The sequence below is a fragment of the Streptomyces sp. Tue6028 genome (assembly GCF_002300165.1).
GTDB lineage: Bacteria > Actinomycetota > Actinomycetes > Streptomycetales > Streptomycetaceae > Streptomyces > Streptomyces siamensis.
In genome coordinates this window covers 210,192-228,927 of sequence record NZ_MLCE01000022.1, presented here as the reverse complement: position 1 = coordinate 228,927, position 18,736 = coordinate 210,192, and the positions used below count along the sequence as shown (strand labels likewise).

18 protein-coding genes are annotated in these 18,736 nt (G+C 73.6%); 13 read left to right on the top strand and 5 right to left on the bottom strand.

Annotated elements, in window-relative coordinates; genetic code table 11:
- Nucleotides 1–62: 62 nt before the first annotated feature.
- Nucleotides 63–467 (bottom strand): winged helix-turn-helix transcriptional regulator, encoded by a 405-nt coding sequence (locus BKI49_RS21900; protein WP_095935980.1) that lies wholly within the window; start codon nucleotides 465–467, stop codon nucleotides 63–65.
- Nucleotides 468–555: 88 nt separating this feature from the next.
- Here BKI49_RS21900 and BKI49_RS21895 point away from each other — a divergent pair, with 88 nt between their 5' ends.
- The 4 genes from BKI49_RS21895 (at nucleotide 556) to BKI49_RS21880 (ending at nucleotide 4,393) form a co-directional block, all read left to right on the top strand.
- Nucleotides 556–1,413: an SDR family oxidoreductase gene (locus BKI49_RS21895; protein WP_095935979.1), complete on the top strand. Its 858-nt coding sequence runs from the start codon at nucleotides 556–558 to the stop codon at nucleotides 1,411–1,413.
- Between the two features lie 147 nt (nucleotides 1,414–1,560).
- Complete coding sequence (gene rarD, locus BKI49_RS21890) at nucleotides 1,561–2,613, top strand: EamA family transporter RarD (RefSeq protein ID WP_095935978.1); 1,053 nt, start codon at nucleotides 1,561–1,563, stop codon at nucleotides 2,611–2,613.
- Between the two features lie 82 nt (nucleotides 2,614–2,695).
- A complete protein-coding gene (locus tag BKI49_RS21885; protein ID WP_095935977.1) occupies nucleotides 2,696–3,163 on the top strand; it encodes a VOC family protein in 468 nt (155 codons plus the stop codon).
- A gap of 282 nt (nucleotides 3,164–3,445) precedes the next feature.
- A complete protein-coding gene (locus BKI49_RS21880) occupies nucleotides 3,446–4,393 on the top strand; it encodes a M28 family metallopeptidase (protein ID WP_095935976.1) in 948 nt (315 codons plus the stop codon).
- A 13-nt stretch (nucleotides 4,394–4,406) separates the two neighbouring features.
- Here the strand turns inward: BKI49_RS21880 and BKI49_RS35090 are convergent, their stop codons facing one another.
- From BKI49_RS35090 to BKI49_RS21860, 4 genes are all read right to left on the bottom strand, one after another.
- Complete coding sequence (locus BKI49_RS35090) at nucleotides 4,407–4,853, bottom strand: hypothetical protein (RefSeq protein WP_143658485.1); 447 nt, start codon at nucleotides 4,851–4,853, stop codon at nucleotides 4,407–4,409.
- 238 nt (nucleotides 4,854–5,091) lie between these two features.
- On the bottom strand, nucleotides 5,092–7,848 hold the full coding sequence (locus BKI49_RS36185) for a hypothetical protein (protein ID WP_306453568.1): 2,757 nt from the start codon (nucleotides 7,846–7,848) through the stop codon (nucleotides 5,092–5,094).
- Between the two features lie 8 nt (nucleotides 7,849–7,856).
- Nucleotides 7,857–8,558 carry a hypothetical protein gene (locus BKI49_RS21865; RefSeq protein ID WP_257004903.1) on the bottom strand — a complete coding sequence of 234 codons (702 nt, stop codon included), beginning with the start codon at nucleotides 8,556–8,558 and terminating at the stop codon, nucleotides 7,857–7,859.
- A 17-nt stretch (nucleotides 8,559–8,575) separates the two neighbouring features.
- Nucleotides 8,576–9,610 carry a peptidoglycan DD-metalloendopeptidase family protein gene (locus BKI49_RS21860; protein ID WP_095935974.1) on the bottom strand — a complete coding sequence of 345 codons (1,035 nt, stop codon included), beginning with the start codon at nucleotides 9,608–9,610 and terminating at the stop codon, nucleotides 8,576–8,578.
- Between the two features lie 174 nt (nucleotides 9,611–9,784).
- On the opposite strand from BKI49_RS21860, the gene BKI49_RS21855 reads away from it, so the two are divergent.
- The 9 genes from BKI49_RS21855 to BKI49_RS21815 all read left to right on the top strand — a co-directional run bounded on the left by BKI49_RS21855 (nucleotide 9,785) and on the right by BKI49_RS21815 (nucleotide 18,506).
- Entirely contained in the window at nucleotides 9,785–10,336 is a 552-nt protein-coding gene (locus BKI49_RS21855) for a DUF6668 family protein (protein ID WP_095935973.1), read from the top strand.
- Nucleotides 10,333–10,593, top strand: a complete 261-nt coding sequence (locus tag BKI49_RS21850) for a hypothetical protein (protein ID WP_095935972.1) — start codon at nucleotides 10,333–10,335, stop codon at nucleotides 10,591–10,593. Before BKI49_RS21855 ends, BKI49_RS21850 begins: the two co-directional genes overlap by 4 nt.
- A 346-nt stretch (nucleotides 10,594–10,939) precedes the next feature.
- Entirely contained in the window at nucleotides 10,940–11,239 is a 300-nt protein-coding gene (locus BKI49_RS21845) for a hypothetical protein (protein WP_028805325.1), read from the top strand.
- A gap of 56 nt (nucleotides 11,240–11,295) precedes the next feature.
- Complete coding sequence (locus BKI49_RS21840) at nucleotides 11,296–12,075, top strand: DUF8175 domain-containg protein (protein WP_095935971.1); 780 nt, start codon at nucleotides 11,296–11,298, stop codon at nucleotides 12,073–12,075.
- A gap of 1 nt (nucleotide 12,076) precedes the next feature.
- Nucleotides 12,077–13,228 carry a hypothetical protein gene (locus tag BKI49_RS21835; RefSeq protein ID WP_095935970.1) on the top strand — a complete coding sequence of 384 codons (1,152 nt, stop codon included), beginning with the start codon at nucleotides 12,077–12,079 and terminating at the stop codon, nucleotides 13,226–13,228.
- A gap of 113 nt (nucleotides 13,229–13,341) precedes the next feature.
- Nucleotides 13,342–14,835 carry an SCO6880 family protein gene (locus tag BKI49_RS21830; RefSeq protein WP_095935969.1) on the top strand — a complete coding sequence of 498 codons (1,494 nt, stop codon included), beginning with the start codon at nucleotides 13,342–13,344 and terminating at the stop codon, nucleotides 14,833–14,835.
- Nucleotides 14,832–16,313: an ATP/GTP-binding protein gene (locus BKI49_RS21825; RefSeq protein WP_179332524.1), complete on the top strand. Its 1,482-nt coding sequence runs from the start codon at nucleotides 14,832–14,834 to the stop codon at nucleotides 16,311–16,313. Before BKI49_RS21830 ends, BKI49_RS21825 begins: the two co-directional genes overlap by 4 nt.
- A gap of 46 nt (nucleotides 16,314–16,359) precedes the next feature.
- A complete protein-coding gene (locus BKI49_RS21820) occupies nucleotides 16,360–18,114 on the top strand; it encodes a type IV secretory system conjugative DNA transfer family protein (RefSeq protein ID WP_095935968.1) in 1,755 nt (584 codons plus the stop codon).
- Nucleotides 18,111–18,506, top strand: coding sequence for a DUF4913 domain-containing protein (locus BKI49_RS21815; protein WP_095935967.1), 396 nt, complete (start codon nucleotides 18,111–18,113; stop codon nucleotides 18,504–18,506). The genes BKI49_RS21820 and BKI49_RS21815 overlap by 4 nt, the downstream gene beginning before the upstream one ends.
- The last annotated feature ends 230 nt before the right edge of the window (nucleotides 18,507–18,736 follow it).

The following is an 18,736-nucleotide window of genomic DNA, read 5'->3' as shown; positions in this document are numbered from 1 at the left end:
GGGCGGGGACACCTGGACGGTCGTCGGCTGAGACGCGGCCGCCGCGCGGTGGGGCATGCCCTTCACGAGGCCCGGGAGCTCGCCTCCCGGGCCTCGTCGTAGGTGCGGCGGGCCTGCTCCACGTCGTCCATGCGCTCCGCGGTCCACGACGCGAGGGCCTTCACCTGCACCGCGGCCTCACGCCCCAGGTCGGTGAGCGAGTAGTCGACGCGCGGCGGGATGACCGGTTTGGCGTCGCGGTGGACCAGCCCGTCGCGCTCCAGCGTCTGCAGGGTCTGCGTCAGCATCTTCTCGCTGACCCGCCCGATCGCGCGGCGCAGCTCGCTGAAGCGGAACGGGCGCTCCAGGAGCTCGATCAGGACGAGGACGCCCCAGCGGCTGGTGACGTGCTCCAGGACCAGGCGGTAGGGGCACATCGCCTCGCCGACGGTGTACTTGTTCTCTGCTGCTCCGGTACTTACTGCCATGCCAGTACCTTACTTGAAAGTGGGTACTTTCGCAGAGTTAGTGCACCTCCTAGGGTGAGTGTCAGACCACCCCACAAGGAGTTCACTCATGAGCATCGTCGTCACCGGAGCCACCGGACACCTCGGCCGTCACGTCATCGACGGCCTGCTGGAGAAGGTCCCGGCGGCCGAGATCGTCGCCGTCGTCCGCAGCGAGGAGAAGGCCGCCGACCTCGCCGCCCGCGGCGTCGAGCTGCGCGTGGCCGACTACAGCGCGCCCGAGACCCTGAAGGGCGCCTTCGCCGCCGGCGACAGGGTGCTGCTGATCTCCGGCAACGCGGTCGGGCAGCGCATCCCGCAGCACACCGCCGTGATCGACGCCGCGAAGGAGGCCGGGGTCGCGCAGCTCGCGTACACCGGTGTGCTGGGCGGTCCTGCGGCCGACTTCAAGCTGGCGGACGACCACAAGGGCACCGAGCAGGCGATCCTCGACTCCGGCCTGCCGTACACCTTCCTGCGCAACGGCTGGTACCACGAGAACTACACCGAGAACCTCGCCCCGGTGCTGGAGCACGACGCCGTCGTCGCCGCCGCCGGCGAGGGCCGCATCGCCTCCGCCTCCCGTGCCGACTACGCGGCGGCGGCGGTCGCCGTGCTGACCGGCGAGGGGCACGAGAACAAGGCGTACGAGCTGAGCGGCGACACGGCGTGGGGCCTGGCCGAGTACGCGGCCGAGCTGAGCGCGCAGACGGGCCGGGAGATCGCGTACAACAACGTGCCCGGCGAGGTGCTGCAGGGCATTCTCACCGGTGCGGGTCTGCCCGAGCCGTTCGCGGCGATCCTCGTGGACGTCGACGCGGCCGTGGAGCGCGGGTTGCTCGCCGGAACCAGCGGCGACCTGTCCCGCCTCATCGGCCGCCCGACCACCCCGCTCGCCGAGTCGGTCGACGCGGCGCTGAAGGGCTGAACCGGGAGCCCCTGGGGTCCCGTCGCCCCCACCCCTGCCTGTCATGACCGTATGGCGATACGGGCATGACAGGCAGGGGTCCTCGGCGCTACCTTCTTCGAGACTTCCGCCGCACGAGAGCGGCGGTCACACGAGAAGGAGGCAGCGGTGGCCGCGACGTCGAAGAGCGAGCAGCGCGTAGGTCTGCTGAACGGCTTCGCGGCGTACGGCATGTGGGGGCTCGTCCCCCTCTTCTGGCCGTTGCTGAAGCCCGCCGGGGCGGTCGAGATCCTCGCCCACCGGATGGTCTGGTCCCTCGGCGTGGTCGGTATCGCACTGCTGGTGATGCGGCGCTGGGCCTGGGCGGGCGAGCTGCTGCGGCAGCCGCGCAAGCTGGGTCTGATCACCATCGCCGCGGCCGTCATCACGGTCAACTGGGGCGTCTACATCTGGGCGGTCAACAGCGGACACGTGGTGGAGGCGTCGCTCGGCTACTTCATCAACCCGCTCGTCACCATCGCGATGGGCGTCCTCATCCTCAAGGAACGGCTGCGGCCCGTGCAGTGGGCGGCCGTCGGCGTCGGCTTCAGCGCCGTCCTCGTCCTCACCATCGGCTACGGCCGGCCGCCGTGGATCTCCCTGTGCCTCGCCTTCTCCTTCGCCACCTACGGGCTGGTGAAGAAGAAGGTCAACCTCGGCGGCATCGAGTCGCTCGCCGCCGAGACCGCGATCCAGTTCCTGCCCGCGCTGGCCTACCTGGTGTGGCTGGGCTCCCAGGGAGACGCGACCTTCGCCGCGCAGGGCGGCGGGCACGCCCTGCTGCTCGCCGCGACCGGTGTGGTGACGGCGATCCCCCTCGTCTGCTTCGGGGCGGCGGCGATCCGCGTGCCGCTGTCGACGCTGGGCCTGTTGCAGTACCTCGCGCCGGTCTTCCAGTTCCTGCTCGGCATCCTCTACTTCCACGAGGCCATGCCGGCCGAGCGCTGGGCCGGGTTCGCGCTGGTCTGGCTCGCGCTGTCGCTGCTCACCTTCGACGCCCTGCGCACCGCGCGGCGGGCGGCCCGCCAGCTGCGGAACGCCGGCCGCCCCTCGGAGGCCGAGGTCGCCGAGGCCGCGGAGATCGCCGTGGGGACCGAGGTCGTCACCGGCGCGGACGCCGTCGTGAGCCCCGGCACCGCCCCGGACGCCGGCACGGTCACCGCCCCGCGCGAGCACGCGTAGGGGGCACCGCCCGGGCACCGCGCCGTCCGGCCGCGGGACCGCTTCGGCGACCCGGCCCGCGAACCGCCGGTGAACTGGCAGGATGCCCGCCATGACGCCCACTCCCCTGCACTGGAAACTCGTCGTCGATGCCTCCGACCCGCACACCCAGGCCGACTTCTGGGCCGCCGCGCTCCACTACCGGGCCGAGGACAACAGCGCGCTGGTGGAACGGCTGCTGGAGATCGGCGCGCTGCCGGCCGAGGCCACCGTCGACTTCCACGGCCGCGCGGCCTTCCGGGACCTGATCGCCGTACGGCATCCGGACGACCCGTACGACGAGGAGAGCGGCACCGGGCTCGGCCGGCGGCTGCTCTTCCAGCGCGTACCGGAGGCCAAGACCGTCAAGAACCGGCTCCATCTCGATCTGCACACGGCGCCGGCAGAGCGCGCGGCCGAGGTCGAGCGGCTGACGGAGCTGGGGGCGAGCGTGCTGCGGCACGTCAAGGAGCCGGCCGGCGAGTGGGTGGTGATGGCCGACCCGGAGGGGAACGAGTTCTGCGTGCACTAGCGCCCGCGCGACCATCCCCGGCGTCGCCCGAAGGGCGGGACACACGCGGAGTGCCGGGGCTTCGGACGTACGGCGCCGTAGGGGCCGTGACTTCGGACGTGCGGCGCCCCGGGGGGAGCCGTGACTTCGGACGTACGGCGCCGGGGGCCGTGACTTCGGACGTACGGCACCGCGAGGTTCCGGTATGCGGACGGGGGTGACCGGATTCCGCTCTTGACGGAGCGTCAGCCTCACCCCCACCATCGGGCTCCCCACTCACTGCGGAATTCGGAGCCCCCCCACATGAAGCTCTCCGTTCCCGGACGTGCCGTCGCCGCTGCCGTCGTGGCGGCCACCACGCTCCTCACCACCGGTTCCATAGCCGGCGCGGCACCCGCGTCCCCCGCCGCGGCCGCCGCCCCCGACCTCCCCGTCGCCAACGTCAAGGCGCATCTCGCGCAGTTGCAGTCCATCGCCACCGCCAACGGCGGCAACCGGGCGCACGGCCGCACCGGTTACAAGGCGTCCATCGACTACGTGAAGGCGAAGCTGGACGCGGCCGGGTTCACCACGACCCTCCAGCAGTTCACCTCGTCCGGACGCACCGGCTACAACCTGATCGCCGACTGGCCCGGCGGCGACTCCAATCAGGTCGTCATGGCCGGATCCCACCTCGACAGCGTGACCGCGGGGCCCGGCATCAACGACAACGGGTCCGGATCCGCGGCCGTCCTGGAGACGGCGCTCGCCGTGTCCCGCGCGCAGTACAAGCCCACCAAACACCTCCGGTTCGCCTGGTGGGGCGCCGAGGAGCTCGGCATGGTCGGCTCCCGGTACTACGTCAACAACCTCTCCTCCGCGAACCGCTCGAAGATCAGCGGCTATCTGAACTTCGACATGATCGGCTCCCCGAACCCCGGCTACTTCGTCTACGACGACGACCCCGCCATCGAGAAGACCTTCAAGGACTACTTCACGGGCCTGGGCATCGCGACGGAGCCGGAGACCGAGGGCGACGGCCGCTCCGACCACGCCCCCTTCAAGAACGCCGGCATCCCGGTCGGCGGCCTCTTCAGCGGCGCCGACTACGTCAAGACGACGGCCCAGGCCGCGAAGTGGGGCGGTACGGCGGGTCAGCCGTTCGACCGCTGCTACCACTCCTCCTGCGACACGACGTCGAACATCAACGACACCGCGCTGGACCGCAACGGCGACGCCCTCGCCCATGCGGTGTGGGCGCTGTCGTCCTAGGCGGGCATCCCGGTCAGCGCCGCGGCCCCGGCGGCGGCGCGACCGGTGGCCGTGCCGGGCCCGCGACGGGGGTCGCCGCCCTCGCCGCGGGCGCCTTGCGGCCCAACTCCCGCATGGCGTCCGTGCGTTCCACGGTGAGCGCGTGGGCGGCGGCCGGCGTGGAGACCGAACGCATTCTGGCGGCGACCACCGCCGGTACGCGCCCGCCGAGGGCGACGTCGGCCGCGACACGCGAGCGCAGGGCGCCGACCCGGGCCAGGTGATGCTGCAACTCGCCCGCGCCGAGCGACTCGACGTGGACGTCCACCGCGGCCCGTACGGCGGCCGGGGAAGCCGGGATCGGGGCGGCGCCCCGCGGGCCCGCGGGCGTCGCCGCGCGATCGGGGCGGCCCCGCTTCCCGGCGCCGCCCGGCGTGATGGTGCGCCAACTCATGGTGCCGGTCAGCTCGTTGACGGTCACCTCGGTACGCGGGGCCGGGTCGCCGGCCCGCGGGGCGCGGGCACCCGGGCGTGCCGCCCGCGTCCCCGGCTGCGGTGAGCGGCGGCGGGCCGCGGCGGCCCGGCCGGCCTCGGCACCCGGCTCCCCGGCGCCGGCCCCGAGCCCGGCGACCCCGGCGCCGGACGCGCCGGCCCCGGCCGCACCCGCGCCGGGCCGGGCCCCTCCTCGTCCCGCGGGACCGCGCCGTGCGCCCCGGCCGTCACTGACCATGGGCCCGGGGCGTCTGCGCGTAGGGGTTGTCGGCCATGACACGGGCGCGCTCGGACAGGCGGCCCATACGGGTACGCGCCGACTCCAGCTGCTCGATGTCCTCGGCGGCGGGACCGCCGTCGGCCGCGAGCTCCGCCCACACGCCGATCAGGTCACGTCCCAGGTGCAGGCCCTGGAGCGGGTCGCGGACGGCGCGCCAGGCCGCCGCCGCGCTCTGCACGTTGCCGTACGCGGCACGCGGGTCCCGGTGCCGTCGGCGGACCTGCGCGAGGTCCAGCGACAGGTGGAAGGACCTGAGCGCGTCGCCCGCCAAGTAGGCGATGTACGCGGTCAGTTCGCGCAGCTTCAGCACCTCGGGGTGCTCCTGGCCGAGCGAGTGCGACGCCTCCGCGACGGCCTGCTCCGCCATGCCCGCGGCCGCCTCGATCCGGCCCATCTTCACGGCCTCGTTGATCCGTGTCACGGGCTCCTGGAGGAACTGCGGCGAGCCGTCGCCCTCCGGCGCCTGGTCGAGCACGGCCTCGGCGACGGCGTCGAAGCCGCGCACGGGAGCGGGCTTCGGCTCCGGCTCGGGCTCCGCGTCCAGCAAGGGCGCGGGCTCGCTCACGGCCTTGCGTGCGGGGGCGGGCTCGGCCACCGGTGCCGGCCCGAACTCCCCCGTCGGCGCGGCCACCGCACCGGCGGCCGACTCGGGCACGGCCCGCAGGACGTGCGTCGCCGCGCTCCCCGGCAGCGGCTTCGGCTCCGGCACGGCACGCAGCACGAACGTCGCGGGCGTGGGCCCCTCCGCGACGGGCTGCGGCGCGGGGGCCGGAGCAGGCGCGGGGGCCGGCTCGGGCCGCAGCACGGCAGCGGGCGGCTGCACGGGAGCGGCCTGCGGCTCCGGCTCGGCAGCCGGCCGCGGCGCGGACGCGTACTCGGACTCCTGCGCACGGACCGGCTGCGGCGCGGGCCCGAACTCGGCCGCGACGGGCGCGGACTCCGGTGCGGGACCGGGCTGCGGCGCGGGCCCGAACTCCGTCACGGCGGGCGCGGGCTGCGCGACGGGAGCGGGCGCGGGCGCAACCGCGGGCGACACGTCCGGCTCGGGCCGCTGCAGCTGCGGCTGCGGCTGCGGCACGGGCCTGAACTCCTGTGTGACAGGCAGGGACACCGGTGCCGTCTCGGGCAACGGACGCGGTGCGGACTGAGGGTCCCGCAGGGGCGCGGGCGCCACCTCGGACTGCGACTGCGGCGCAGACGCCGGAGCGGGCTCGGCCCCGAGAGCCGCACCCGACTCGGGCCGCACGGCCGCCGCGGGCCGCTGCTGCGGCTCCGGCACGGCGACCGGCCGCGAGACGGGCGCGCGCTCGGGCTCCGGCACGGAGGCAGGAGCGGGCGCGGGCGCCACCTCCGACTCAGGCCGCACCACCGCCGCGGGCCGCTGCTGCGGCTCCGGCGCAGGGGCGGGAGCAGGGGCGGGAGCGGGCGCCACCTCCGGCTCGGGCCGCGGCGCAGGTGCGGGGGCAGGGGCAGGGGCAGGGGCAGGTGTCGGCTCCGGCACGGCGACCGGCCACGGCTCCGCGACCGGCCCCGCTGCGGGCCCGAACTCCGGCCGCGGCACCGGCGCGTGCTCGGGCTCCGACATGGAGGCAGGAGCGGGCGCGGGCGCCACCTCCGACTCAGGCCGAAGCACCGCCGCGGGCCGCTGCTGCGGCTCCGGCGCGGCGACGGGCCGCGGCTCCGCCACCGGCCGCGGCGCAGGTGCGAACTCCGGCCGCGGGACGGACGCGTGCTCGGGCTCCGACGCAGGGGCGGGAGCAACCGCGGGCGCCACGTCCGGCTCGGGCCGAAGCACCGCCGCGGGCCGCTGCTGCGGCTCCGGCGCGGGGGCAGGAGCGGGTGCGGGCTCGGGTGCGCGGACCGGCTGCGGCGCGGGCCCGAACTCGGCCGCGACGGGCGCGGACTCCGGTGCGGGAGCGGGCCGCGGCGCAGGCGCGAACTCCGGTGCACCGGGCGCCGACTGCGGCACGGGAGCAGGCGTCGGCGCGGGCTGCGGCTCCGGTGTGAGCACCGGTCGCTGCGCGGGCGCCGACTGGGGCACGGGAGCAGGCGCCGGCGCGGGCTGCGGCTCCGGTGTGAGCACCGGTCGCTGCGCGGGCGCCGGCTGCGGCACGGGGGCGGGCTCCGAGGCCGGCTGGAGGTCCGGTTCCGGTACCGCGCGCAGGACGTACGTCGCCTTGTCCCGGTGGGGAGCCGGCGCCGCCCCCTCCCCGGACACCGGCGCGGACACGGGCGCGGGCGCCTGAGCCTGGGACACCGGCGCGGACGCCTGAGGCCGGGCCTGGGGCGCCGGCGTGCTCTGCCGCGGCTCCGGTCGCGTCGGCGGCTCCGGCTCGGCGGCCGTCACCGGCGCCCCCGGGCCCACCCGCACGGGTTCCCCGGCGTACTGGCTGGACCCGTCCACGTGCACCTGGAGCGGCACGACGTAGCCGATGCGCTCGTCGTCGACGGTGGCGAGGACCGGGTGGCCGGTGGCGAGGACGAGCCGGTGCAGGTAGGTGAGGACGGCGGCCTGGACGGTCTCGCCGGGCGCGGCGACGACCGGCATCCCGCCGACCGTGGCGCCACCGCCCGTGCGGTCCGCGGTCACCGGCACGTGCACCTCGATCGGCGTCACCCCGGTGGCCGGGTGCCCTCCGGGGGCGACACCGGCCGAGCGCTGCCGCTTGAGTTCCCGCTTCTGTTCGCGGCTGAGTCGAGACATCGGTTCCCTCACTCGGGGTGTTCGGTCGAGGCGGCGGAGGACGGAGTCGAGGAGGACGCGGCGGACGATTCCGGGGACGGAGGGACCGCGGCCTCCACCGCGTTCACCTCGTCGACGTGCCACGGCCGACCGTGCCCCGCCCGCGTGAGCTTGAGGAAGACGTTCGCGCGCGGCCCGGTGCCCGTCCAGCCGTCGCGGCCGTGCGCCGTGCCGTCGACGTAGAGGGCGCGGTAGGCGAGGACGGCCGTGTCCCTGGGGCCGTCGCCGTCGTCGTCGGGGGTCACCTCCACCGTGGTCCAGGCCTTGTGCCCGGCCCAGGTGTTCCAGGCGTCGCCCGCGCCGCTGGCCGGCCGGTAGGACCGCTCGGCAGCGGCCTTCTTCGCCGTGAACCAGCGCGCCGAGCGCAGCACGGCGTCGTGCGGACCGGAGTCGTACTTCGTGTCATAGCCGTACGCCACCTCCGCCCACGCCTCCGATACGTCCGTCGCGTCCGTCCCGTCGACGCCCGACGGGCTCGGCACCCGCGCGTCCGCGCCCAGCGGCTTGCCGGACGGGAGGGGTGCCTTCGGCGCCACCGAGGGCACCGCGGAGGGCGACGCACCCGGCGCACCCACCACATCACGATGGTCCTGCAGGCCACAGCCCGTCAACGCCACCAGGCCCGTCACGGACACGACCGCGACGGCGATCGTCCTCGTACGCGTGCTCATCGTCGCCTCCCTCCTTCTCACTTCAGCCCCAGCCAGGGTGCCGGGTCCACGTATGTGCCGTTCTGCTGGACCTCGAAGTGCGCGTGCGGTCCCGTCGAGTAGCCGGTGGAGCCCACCGCGCCGACCTGCTGACCGACCTTCACCTTCTGACCGACACGGACGCTGAGGGCGGACATGTGGTTGTAGGTGGTCGATATCTGGTCGCCGTCGATGGTTCCGTGGGAGATCACGACACGGTTTCCGTACCCGTTGGACCATCCGGCGAAGGTGACCGTCCCGTCCCGGGCCGCCTTGAACGGCGTACCGGCCGCGGCGCCGAAGTCGATGCCCGTGTGCAGCTTGTAGACGTGCAGGATCGGGTGCATGCGCATGCCGTACGGGGAGGTGATGGGCGGCTTGCCGGGAAGCGGCATCGCCATCTGCTGACCGTCGGGAATCTTGCCCGGCGCGTCGTCCACCGACTCGTACTTGGCGATGAGCGACTTGATGCGGGCGACGTAGTTCTGGGTCTCGGTGTACGGGGGCATGCCGCCGTACTGGTGCACCGCGCCCGGTCCCGCGTTGTACGCGGCGAGCGCGAGGTCGAGGGTCTCGCCGCGCGCCTCACCACGGTTCTTGTAGCCCTCGACCTGCTTGGCGAGCGCGCAGTCGTAGCGGCCCTGGGCCATGATCGCATCGCCCGGGTCGTACGGGGACACACGGCCGTTGCCGTCGTCGTCCCGTCCCCAGGTCTGCCAGGTCCCGGGCATGAACTGCGACAACCCCTCGGCGCCCACGGGCGACTGGGCGTTGGGGTTCCAGCCCGACTCCGCCTCGATCTGCGCGGCGATGACGGCGGGCTTGATGACGTCGCACAACGCGCCCGCCTTGAGGACCCACGGCACGTACTGCTGCGGAACGGCGCCGTCCTTCAACCCACCGCCCCCGCCCGCCCCGCCGCCGTCCTCACTCGATGCCCCGCTCACTCCGACCATCATGACCACCGGCATGATCACCGCGGCTATGCAACCGCCGACCACCCAGGTCATGGTGCTTCCGCCCCCGTTGGACATCGGCTCCCCTCAGCCTCAAGATCCGGTCGTGTACATGCTGTTGAGTCTCTCGGCTCCCACCCGTTGCCTGCGTCACCGCGACGTCACAGGCTCGTCCCAGGAACTCACACCCCGTTACCTAACCTGTTCGGGCGACGTGAAGATCGGTGGGGCCGACGACGGAGGAGAGTGGCGATGAAGGGGGTCGCGATGCAGGGGAACGAACGGCACGGGCCGGACGGGCCCGAGATCTGGATCCGCGGTCCGGTCGGCGAACCGGAGCCGCGACAGCGCGAAGAGGGGCCCATACCCGCTCAAGCCGTCGTCAGTCCAAGGCAGTTCGCCTGGGTCGCGACGCACGGCGGGGCCGGCGCCTCCACGCTCGCCACCGTCTTCGGCGGTCACGACGCGGGCCGCGGCTGGCCGCGGCCGGACCAGGGCGAGCCGGGCTCGGTGCTGCTCGTCGGGCGGACGCACGCCGCCGGTCTGGAGGCCGTCTCGCACACGCTCGACATCTTCCGGCGCGGCGACGCGCCCCCGGGGCTCGACCTCGACGCCATCGTCCTGGTCGCGGACGCACCCGGTCGGCTGCCCCGTCAACTCGCCCAGCGCATCAAGGTGATCAGCTCCGTCATCGACGTCTACCGGGTCCCGTGGGTGCCCGACTGGCGCACCGGCGACCTGACCGGACCGCTGCCGCGCGACATCACATCACTGGCCCGACTGACCGGGAGGACCACCCCATGAGCACCCTGCACGCCCTGACCGGCACGCTGGCCGCGGGCCCGCCCACCGGTGTCACCAAAGAGCTCGACTTCGTCCTCAACCTCATCGCCTGGCTCGTCACCGCGGCCGGTGTGGCGGGGCTGCTGATCGTGGGCAGCCGTATGGCGCTGGCCGTGAAGACCGGTGACGGGGACGAGCACATGAGCCAGTTCCTGATGGTGATGGGCGCCTGTGTCATCGGCGCCACGGCGGGCCCGATCGTCGGCTTCGTCATCTGAACCGCCGCCCCCGTCGACGCGCTCCTCCGTCATGGGGGGCAACTCGCCCTCGTCCGTTTCTGCCTGAGGCACCCTCACTTCCCGGTGAGGGTGCCTCAGTTCGTCGCGCCCGGCCGTCGTCCCACCTGCTACTTGATGACGAACTCTTCCCGTGTGTCACGGACACGTCACCGACAGGTGCTGGATCACTACATCGCTTGGCCGGACCCCACAGCAGTCGCCAAGCTCACTGTGCAACCGGGAACCCGGGCGCCACACCGCCCTCGTCCCTCCTGCGCGACCGCTCAAGCACCGCTCACAGCAAGCACGTCGTCGGCGAGGCAGCCGACCACATCGGGGAGAAGCCATGTTCAAGGCGATTGCAGCCAAGGCACACGAGTACATCTACCTGGCGGACGGAAAGGTCCCCGACCCCAACCGCAACGCGCCGGGCGCACTGACCGGCAAGGTCGACACCGTCCTCGGCATCCTCGCCTGGGCCGGCACCGCGGCGGGCGTCGCGGGTGTGCTCATCACCGGCGCGATGATGGCGATCTCCATGCGCCGCGGCGAGGGCTCGGAGCACATGGGCCGCCTCGGCATGGTCCTCGGCGGCTGTGTCCTCGTCGCCACCGCGGGTCCTGTCGTCACCTTCGTCTTCGCCTGACCGCCGGGCGACCGGACGAACCGATTCGACGACCCGATCCGAAGGGAGCGCAAACCATGCTGAACTCCGGCCGGTCCCAAGGGGGCAGCGGGGAGTGGGAGCAGCCGTTCTGGCAGCAGCGAGGCTGGATCCTGTCGGCCGGGTTCCTGCTGGTGCTGCTCGTCCTCGCCGTCTTCACGATGCTGGACGGCGGCGGCGGACGGTCGCCGCAGGCGTCTGGCGACCCGGACCCGAATCCGACCTCGTCCTCCGGCTCGCACTCGGGCGGGGGCAAGGAGGGCGCGGATGCCCGGCCCGCCGGCTGCCGTACCGACGACAGCGACCAGGCGAAGCCGACGAGCGTGCCGAAGGACTTCACCTGGAAGGCCGACGGCACCGGTCTGGTGCCGGTCTCGAAGACGGTGGGCCCGCTCAAGTACGACGGACCGGTCTGGTCCTGCTTCGCGCACACGCCGATGGGCGCCGTACTGGCCGCCCACGCCATCACCGACCACCTCAGCTACCAGGGCTGGCGCGAGGTCGTGGACCGTCAGGTCGTCGCCGGCCCCGGCCGCGACGCGCTGATCCGCAGCCGCACCGCCGAGGGCGACAAGCCCAGCTCGGGTTCGCAGGACGCGGGCGGCTACGCCGGCTTCACGGTCCTGTCCTACGACAAGCAGAAGACGACGGTGATGGTCGTGGTCCGCGTCCCCGGCAAGGACGCCTACGGCACCGCGTCGGTGACCATGCGCTGGGACGACGGCGACTGGAAGCTCGCGCCGGACGCCGACGGCACGGTCTATTCCGGTATGTCGCAGGTCAGCGGCACCAAGGGCTTCGTCACGTGGGGGGCGTGAGATGAGTTGCAGCTGGAAGATCGTCGACTGTGTGATCGACGAGGTCGGTTCGGAGTTCACCGAGGGCGCCGTCACCGTCTTCGCCAAGGCCATCGGTGACGCCGCGGCCGAGGTGCTCAAGGCGCTCAACGGCGTCTGGATGCACGTCGACGTGGACGACCCCTCCCAGCCCATCGGGCTGATCGACGCGGAGATCGACTGGATCGTCGCGTACGTGGCCGTGGCGTCGCTGCTGGTGGCCGCGATCAGAATGGCCCTGGAACGCAAGGGCCAGCCCATGAAGCAGGCCTTCATGGGCATGTGGAAGGTCATCCTGGTCGGCGCGGTCGCCGTGCCGGTGGTGCAGGCGCTGACCAAGGCGTCGGACCTGTACGCCCAGCACGTGTACGCGAAGTCCGACCTCGGCGACCGCGCGTCGACGATGCTCGGCGTCATCACGCTCAACCAGCCGGGTCTGGTGCTCATCTTCGGTCTGCTGGTGATGCTGTCGAGCTTCGTGCAGATCTGTCTGATGTACATCCGCATCGGTGTCCTGATCATGCTCGTCGGCACACTGCCGCTGGCCGCCGCCTCCTCGATGACCGGGTGGGGCGAGGGCTGGTGGAAGAAGCACATCGGCTGGCTCGGGGCCTGGCTGCTCTACAAGCCGGCCGCGGCGCTGATCATCTATTCGGCCACGTCGATGACGCAGGACACCAAGAACCTCGACCAGACCATCGCCGGCATGGGCATGCTGATCATGGCGGTCTTCGCCCTGCCGGCCCTGCTCAAGCTGATCGTCCCGGCGACGGCTGCCCTCGGCGGCACCTCCGGCGGCACGGTCGCGCTCAACGCGGCCAACAACGTGGCCACCGGGGCCGTCAGCATCGCCGCGGGCGGTGCCGGAGGCGGCGGGGGCGGAGGTGGGGGCGGCGGCGGTGCGGCCGGTCCGAAGGGCTCGCCGTCCGCGGGTGCCGGATCCTCCGCCGGCGGGGCCGGTGGCGCGGGAGGCGCCGCCGCAGGAGGCGGTGCCGCCGCGGCGGGAGCCGCCACGGGTGGCGCGGCCCTCGCGGTGCAGGCCGCCGCGGTCGCCGTGCAGACCGGTGTCGCAGCCGCCTCGGAAGTCGCCAACTCCCTTGACGACAACGACGGCATGAAGGGCCACAACCAGTAGGCAGCAGGCCGCCAGGCCCCGGGAGCGGGGCGGGCCGCCCGGTGAGGCGGCGCCCCGCTCCCCCGTCCCCGTACACCCGAAGCACTTCGAGTCGAGCCGGAAGAAGGAACCCCATGTCCACCGACGCCATGACGCGTCCCACGTACGGGAACTGGCGCAGGCCCCGCCGTCCCGGACTCGGTCCGCTGGGTCTGCTCGGCACCGTCGTCGCCTTCGGCGGACTGCTGGTGGCACTGCTGGCGTCACTGGTGTCGCTGCTGGCCGCGATCGTCGTGCTGGTGCCGGTCGCGCTGTTCCTCGCCCCGCTGGCGCTGCGCACCGTCGACGGCCGCAACGTCTACCAGGTCCTCGCGATCCGCATCGGCTGGATGAAGCGCAAGGCGAACGGCTCGCACACCTACGTCTCCGGGCCGCTGTCCAAGCGCCCCGGCGGGCGCTACCAGCCGCCGGGCCTGCTCGCCCGCACCAAGATGTACGAGGGCCGCGACGCCTACAACCGCTCCTTCGGCGTGCTGCACCACCCGGGCCGCGGCCTGTACACCGTGGTGCTGGCCTGTGAGCCGGACGGCGGTTCGCTGGTCGACCCCGAGCAGGTCGACATCTGGGTGGCCTCCTGGGGCGACTGGCTGTCGCGGCTGTCGCACGAGCCGGGTCTGCGCGGCGCGCAGGTCGTCGTGGAGACGGCCCCGGACACCGGGACGCGGCTGGCGGCCGAGGTGCTGCCGCGCATCTCGCCGAACGCTCCGGCGGCGGCCCGCGCCGTGATGGAGGAGGTCGTCGAGCGCTACCCGTCGGCGTCCTCCGAGATGCACACGTACATCGCGCTCACCTACGGCCCCACCGGCGGCCCCAAGCGTGAGGTCGAGGACATCATCACCGACCTGTCGATGCGGCTGCCGGGTCTGCTGTCCGGGCTGGTCGCGGCCGGCGGCGGCAGCGCGTACCCGCTGGCGGCGGAGCGGCTCGCCGAGATCGTGCGGGTGGCGTTCGACCCGGCCATCGCCCCCGACGTGCTCAGTGCCCGCGCCGAGCACTCCACCACCGGGCTGGAGTGGAGCGACGCGGGGCCGGCGGCGGCCGTCGAGACCGTCACCGCGTACAAGCACGACTCGGGTGTCTCGCGCACCTGGATGCTGACGCTCGCGCCGCGCGGCACGGTCAGGTCGAGCGTGCTGCGCGGCCTCCTCGAACCCGCGCCGGGCACCCGGCGCAAGCGGGTCTCCCTCATCTACCGGCCCATCGACCCGGCGACCTCCGCCCGCATCGTGGAGTCCGACCGGCGCTCCGCCCACTTCATGGCGGGCTCGCGGCGCGGTCTCGTGCAGGCGCGGGCCAGCTCCGAGATGCAGGCCGCCGAGCAGACCGCCGCCGAGGAGGCGGCGGGCGCGGGGCTCGTGGAGTTCTCGCTGATGGTGACCGTCACCGTCGACGACGAGGAGCAGTTGCAGGACGCGGCCATCACCGTCCGCAACCTGCAGGCCTCGTCCCGCATCCTGATGCGCCCCGCGGACCGTATGCAGGCCTCCGCGTTCACCTGCACGCTGCCGGTGGGCCTGCTGCCGTGGGAGCACACCCTCGTTCCGTACCAGATCCGGGAGGCGCTGTGAGCAAGCAGTCGACGCCGAGGCCGCAGGTGGCGCCGCCGCGCGGCTGGTACGGCCCCGCCGGCGGCCAGGTCGGGCACGTCGATCCGCCCGCGCTGTGGCGGGCGACCACCGTGCAGGCGTGCGGGCTGTGGCCGTTCGCGGCGGGCTCCGGCGCGCCCATGACGGGCGTCCCGCTGGGCCAGCACCTGCACACCGGGGCGACGGTGTGCGGCGACCCCATCTCCTGGTTCACACGGGCCCGTTACATCTCCAACCCGTCCCTGTTCATGCTCGGCATGCCGGGTCTGGGCAAGTCGACGCTGGTCAACCGGATGCTCATCGGGATGTCGGCGACGGGCATCACCCCGCTGGTGCTCGGCGACCTGAAGCCCGACTACGCCGACACGGTCAGAGCGCTGGGCGGCCAGGTCATCTCGATCGGTCGCGGCGTCGGCGGCATCAACGTCCTCGACCCGGGCGCGATGGGCGAGGCGGCGGTGCGCATCGGCGGCGAGCGCGGCCGGGTGCTGGCCGCCGAGGCCCACGGCCGGGTGCTGAACATGGTCGCGGCGCTCATCACGATCGTGCGCGGCCGTCCGATGGACGACCACGAGCAGTCGGTGCTCTCCGCCTGTCTGCACCACCTGGCGGAGCGTACGAAGCCGGGGCGGGCCCCGCTGCTGCCCGATCTGCTGAAGGTGCTCGACGAGGGCCCCGACCGGGTCCGCGCGGTGACGCTGGACCGGGGCAACGTGGCCCGGTACCAGGAGGCCGTGGACCCGCTGCACCGCTCGCTGCTGGGCGTGCTGGACGGCCCGCTCGGCGACACCTTCGCGGCCGAGACGTCGACCCGGATCGACCCGGCGTCCCCCGCGGTGTGCGTGGACATCTCCCGCATCGGTGAGGCGGACACCCAGCTGACCGCGGCCGCGATGCTCGCCGCCTGGTCGGACGGGCTCGGCACGGTGGCCGCCGCGCATGCGCTCGCGGACGCCGGACTGGCCCCGCAGCGCTGGTTCTTCACCGTCCTGGACGAGCTGTGGCGCCCGCTGCGGGCCGCCTCCGGCATCGTCGAGCGGATCGACGCGCTGACCCGGCTCAACCGGTCGCTCGGCCTCGGCGACGCGAAGATCACGCACACGCTGAAGGACGCCGAGGCGCTGGGCAGCGAGGCGGACCGTGCCAAGGCGCGGGGCTTCGTGGAGCGGGCCGGCATGGTCGTCTGCGCGGGCCTTCCCCGTACCGAGATGAAGGAACTCGGCGAGATCGTGGGGATGTCCGAGCGGGAGATCGAACTGGTGTCGTCCTGGTCGTCCCCGCCGGGCTGGGCGAGCACGGGCGGGAACGAGGAGCCGCCCGGCCGCGGCCGGTTCCTGATCAAGGTGGGCGGTCGTCCCGGCATCCCGATCAAGGTGTCCATCACGGACACCGAGCGGGCCCTGCACAACACCAACACGCGCTGGTCGGAGGCAGGTCCGAGCCTGTCCAAGGGCGCGTAGGGCGAGCCGCGGGGGCGGCAGGACACCGAAAAAACGGGGAGCAGCAGTGAGCAGCACACGCAAGAGTCAGCACAGCGGGGAGGACTTCCTCCCCTGGATCGTGCCGGGCGCGGCCTTCCTCGTCGGCACGCTCTTCTTCGGGGCCTGGCTGGGCGGCACGGCCGGAGCCGCGGTGAGCGGCGCCGGCTGGGACCCGCCGCCCTTCGGCCTGGCCACGATGTCCACGCTGGTCAAGGACGGCCCGGCCGCGGTGTGGCCGACGGCGTCGGCCGGCGCGGTCGCCGCGGGCATGGCGACGGTCTTCGGCGCGGTCGTCGCCGTCGTGGTCGTCCTCGTCCTGCTGGTGCGGGGCCGGACGGCCGGGCCCAGCGGGCTCGCGGGCCGCAAGGAACTGGCCGGCCTGCTGCCCAAGGGCGCCGAGCGCCGGGCCCGTGAGCTCCGCCCGGCGCTGGCGAAGCAGGGGAAGATCACCGCGGACGACACGGGGAACCTCCTCGGCAACCTGGAGCCCAGTGGCCCCGAACTCCGCTCCAGCTACGAGGACGTGGAGCTGGACCTGATGGCCCCGCGTGCGGGCAAGTCCACGGGCATCGCGGTGCCGCGCGTGCTGCGTGCCCGTGGCAGCGTGCTGCTGACGTCGAACAAGGCGGACGTCTACAGCGTGACGCGCGCCGAGCGCGAACGCGTCGGCCGGGTGTGGACGTTCGACCCGCAGGGCATCGCGCACTCACCGCGCACCCTGTGGTGGGACATGCTCGCCGACGCGTCGACGATCGAGGGCGCCCGCCGCCTGGCTGGGCACTTCGTGGGCGCGGTCAACGACGACGCGACCCGCCGCGACTTCTGGATCTCGGCGGCCCAGAACACCCTCACCGCCCTCTTCCACGCGGCCCAGCGCGGCGGCCGGCAGATCGGCGAGGTGCTGGCCTGGCTGGCGGACCCGGCCGACCGCACGCCCGTCGACCTGCTGCGGGACGCCGGCATGGCGGCCCTCGCGGACCAGCTCCAGGGCACCATGCAGGGCGCGGTGGAGACCCGGGACGGCATCTACGAGACGGCCCGGCAGTGCGTGGCGTGCCTGCTCGACCCGGCGATCGCCGCATGGGTGACGCCGGACCCGGACCTGCCGCAGTTCCTGCCGGACCGGCACGTGCTGTCGAACGACACGCTCTACCTGCTGTCCAAGGACGGCGGCGGTTCGGCGGCCGGTGTCATCGCCGCGGCGGCGGACTCGGTGCTGCGCGCGGGGGTCGTGGCGGCGGAACGCATGGGCGGGCGGCTGGAACCGCCGATGACGGCGGTGCTCGACGAGGCCGCCAACGTGTGCCGGATCTCCGATCTGCCCGACCTGTACTCGCACTTCGGTTCGCGCGGCATCAACATCGTGACGCTGCTGCAGAGTTACCGGCAGGGTGCGCGGGTGTGGGGCGAGGCCGGCATGGACGCGCTCTGGTCGGCCGCCACCATCAAGCTCCTCGGCGCCGGTCTGGACGACGCCGACTTCGTGGAGAAGATCTCCCGGCTCGTCGGCGAGCACGACGTGTCGACGGTCAGCTGGTCCAAGGGCAAGGAAGGACGGTCCCGTTCGACGTCGTACCGGCTGGAGCGCATCCTGCCCGCCGACCGCATCCGAGCCCTGCCCAAGGGCACCGCGCTGCTCCTGGCCACCGGCGTCAAGCCGGCGCTGGTCAGGCTGCGGCCCTGGTACGCCGAACCCGGCGCCGACCGCATCGCGACCGCGGCGCAGGCCGAGGTCAAAGCCATCACCGCCCGTGCCGCCGAAGGGATCACGACCCGATGACGACCGCCGAAGCGCAGTCCGCCCCGCCGTTCATCCTGTACCTCGACGGCCAGGAGTACGCCGACGAGATGACCGGGCTCTCCGTCTGGGTCTCGGACCTGCTGCTGCCCGTGTACGGCCGCGAGGTCACCTCGCAGCAGCCCTGGTGCCCGCGCTGGTGGGAGCACCTGGAGGCGGTGGCCCGGCTGCACGGCCTGTGGCTGGCCTGGCAGGAGCACACCGACCCGGCCGCGGGCGCGTCCGGACCGGCGGTCTGGCACCGCGACCATCTCGGGCCCGTGCTCGCCGAACTCCGGTCGCCCGCCGGTCCGTTCGCGGGCTGCAAGGAGGGCAGCCACCGCGCGAAGACCGCACCGTTCGCCGAGCCGTACGACAAGCATCCGGGCCTGTGACCCGGCCCCGGCGGCCAGGTCGCGGGAGCGGCCGCGTCCCTACACTGAACCGGCGGCCGGAAGATCACCGCCGGGGTCCGGACCGCGAAGGGCCGAGGACCGCCCGGACGCGACGCGGACCGGACCGGACGGAACCTCCTGCACACGCCTGCCGGCCGCCCGCCGATGCCGGGGCGCCCCGCCGCACGGACCCGACCGGCCGCCCGGCCACCGCCGGCCGGCGGGGACTG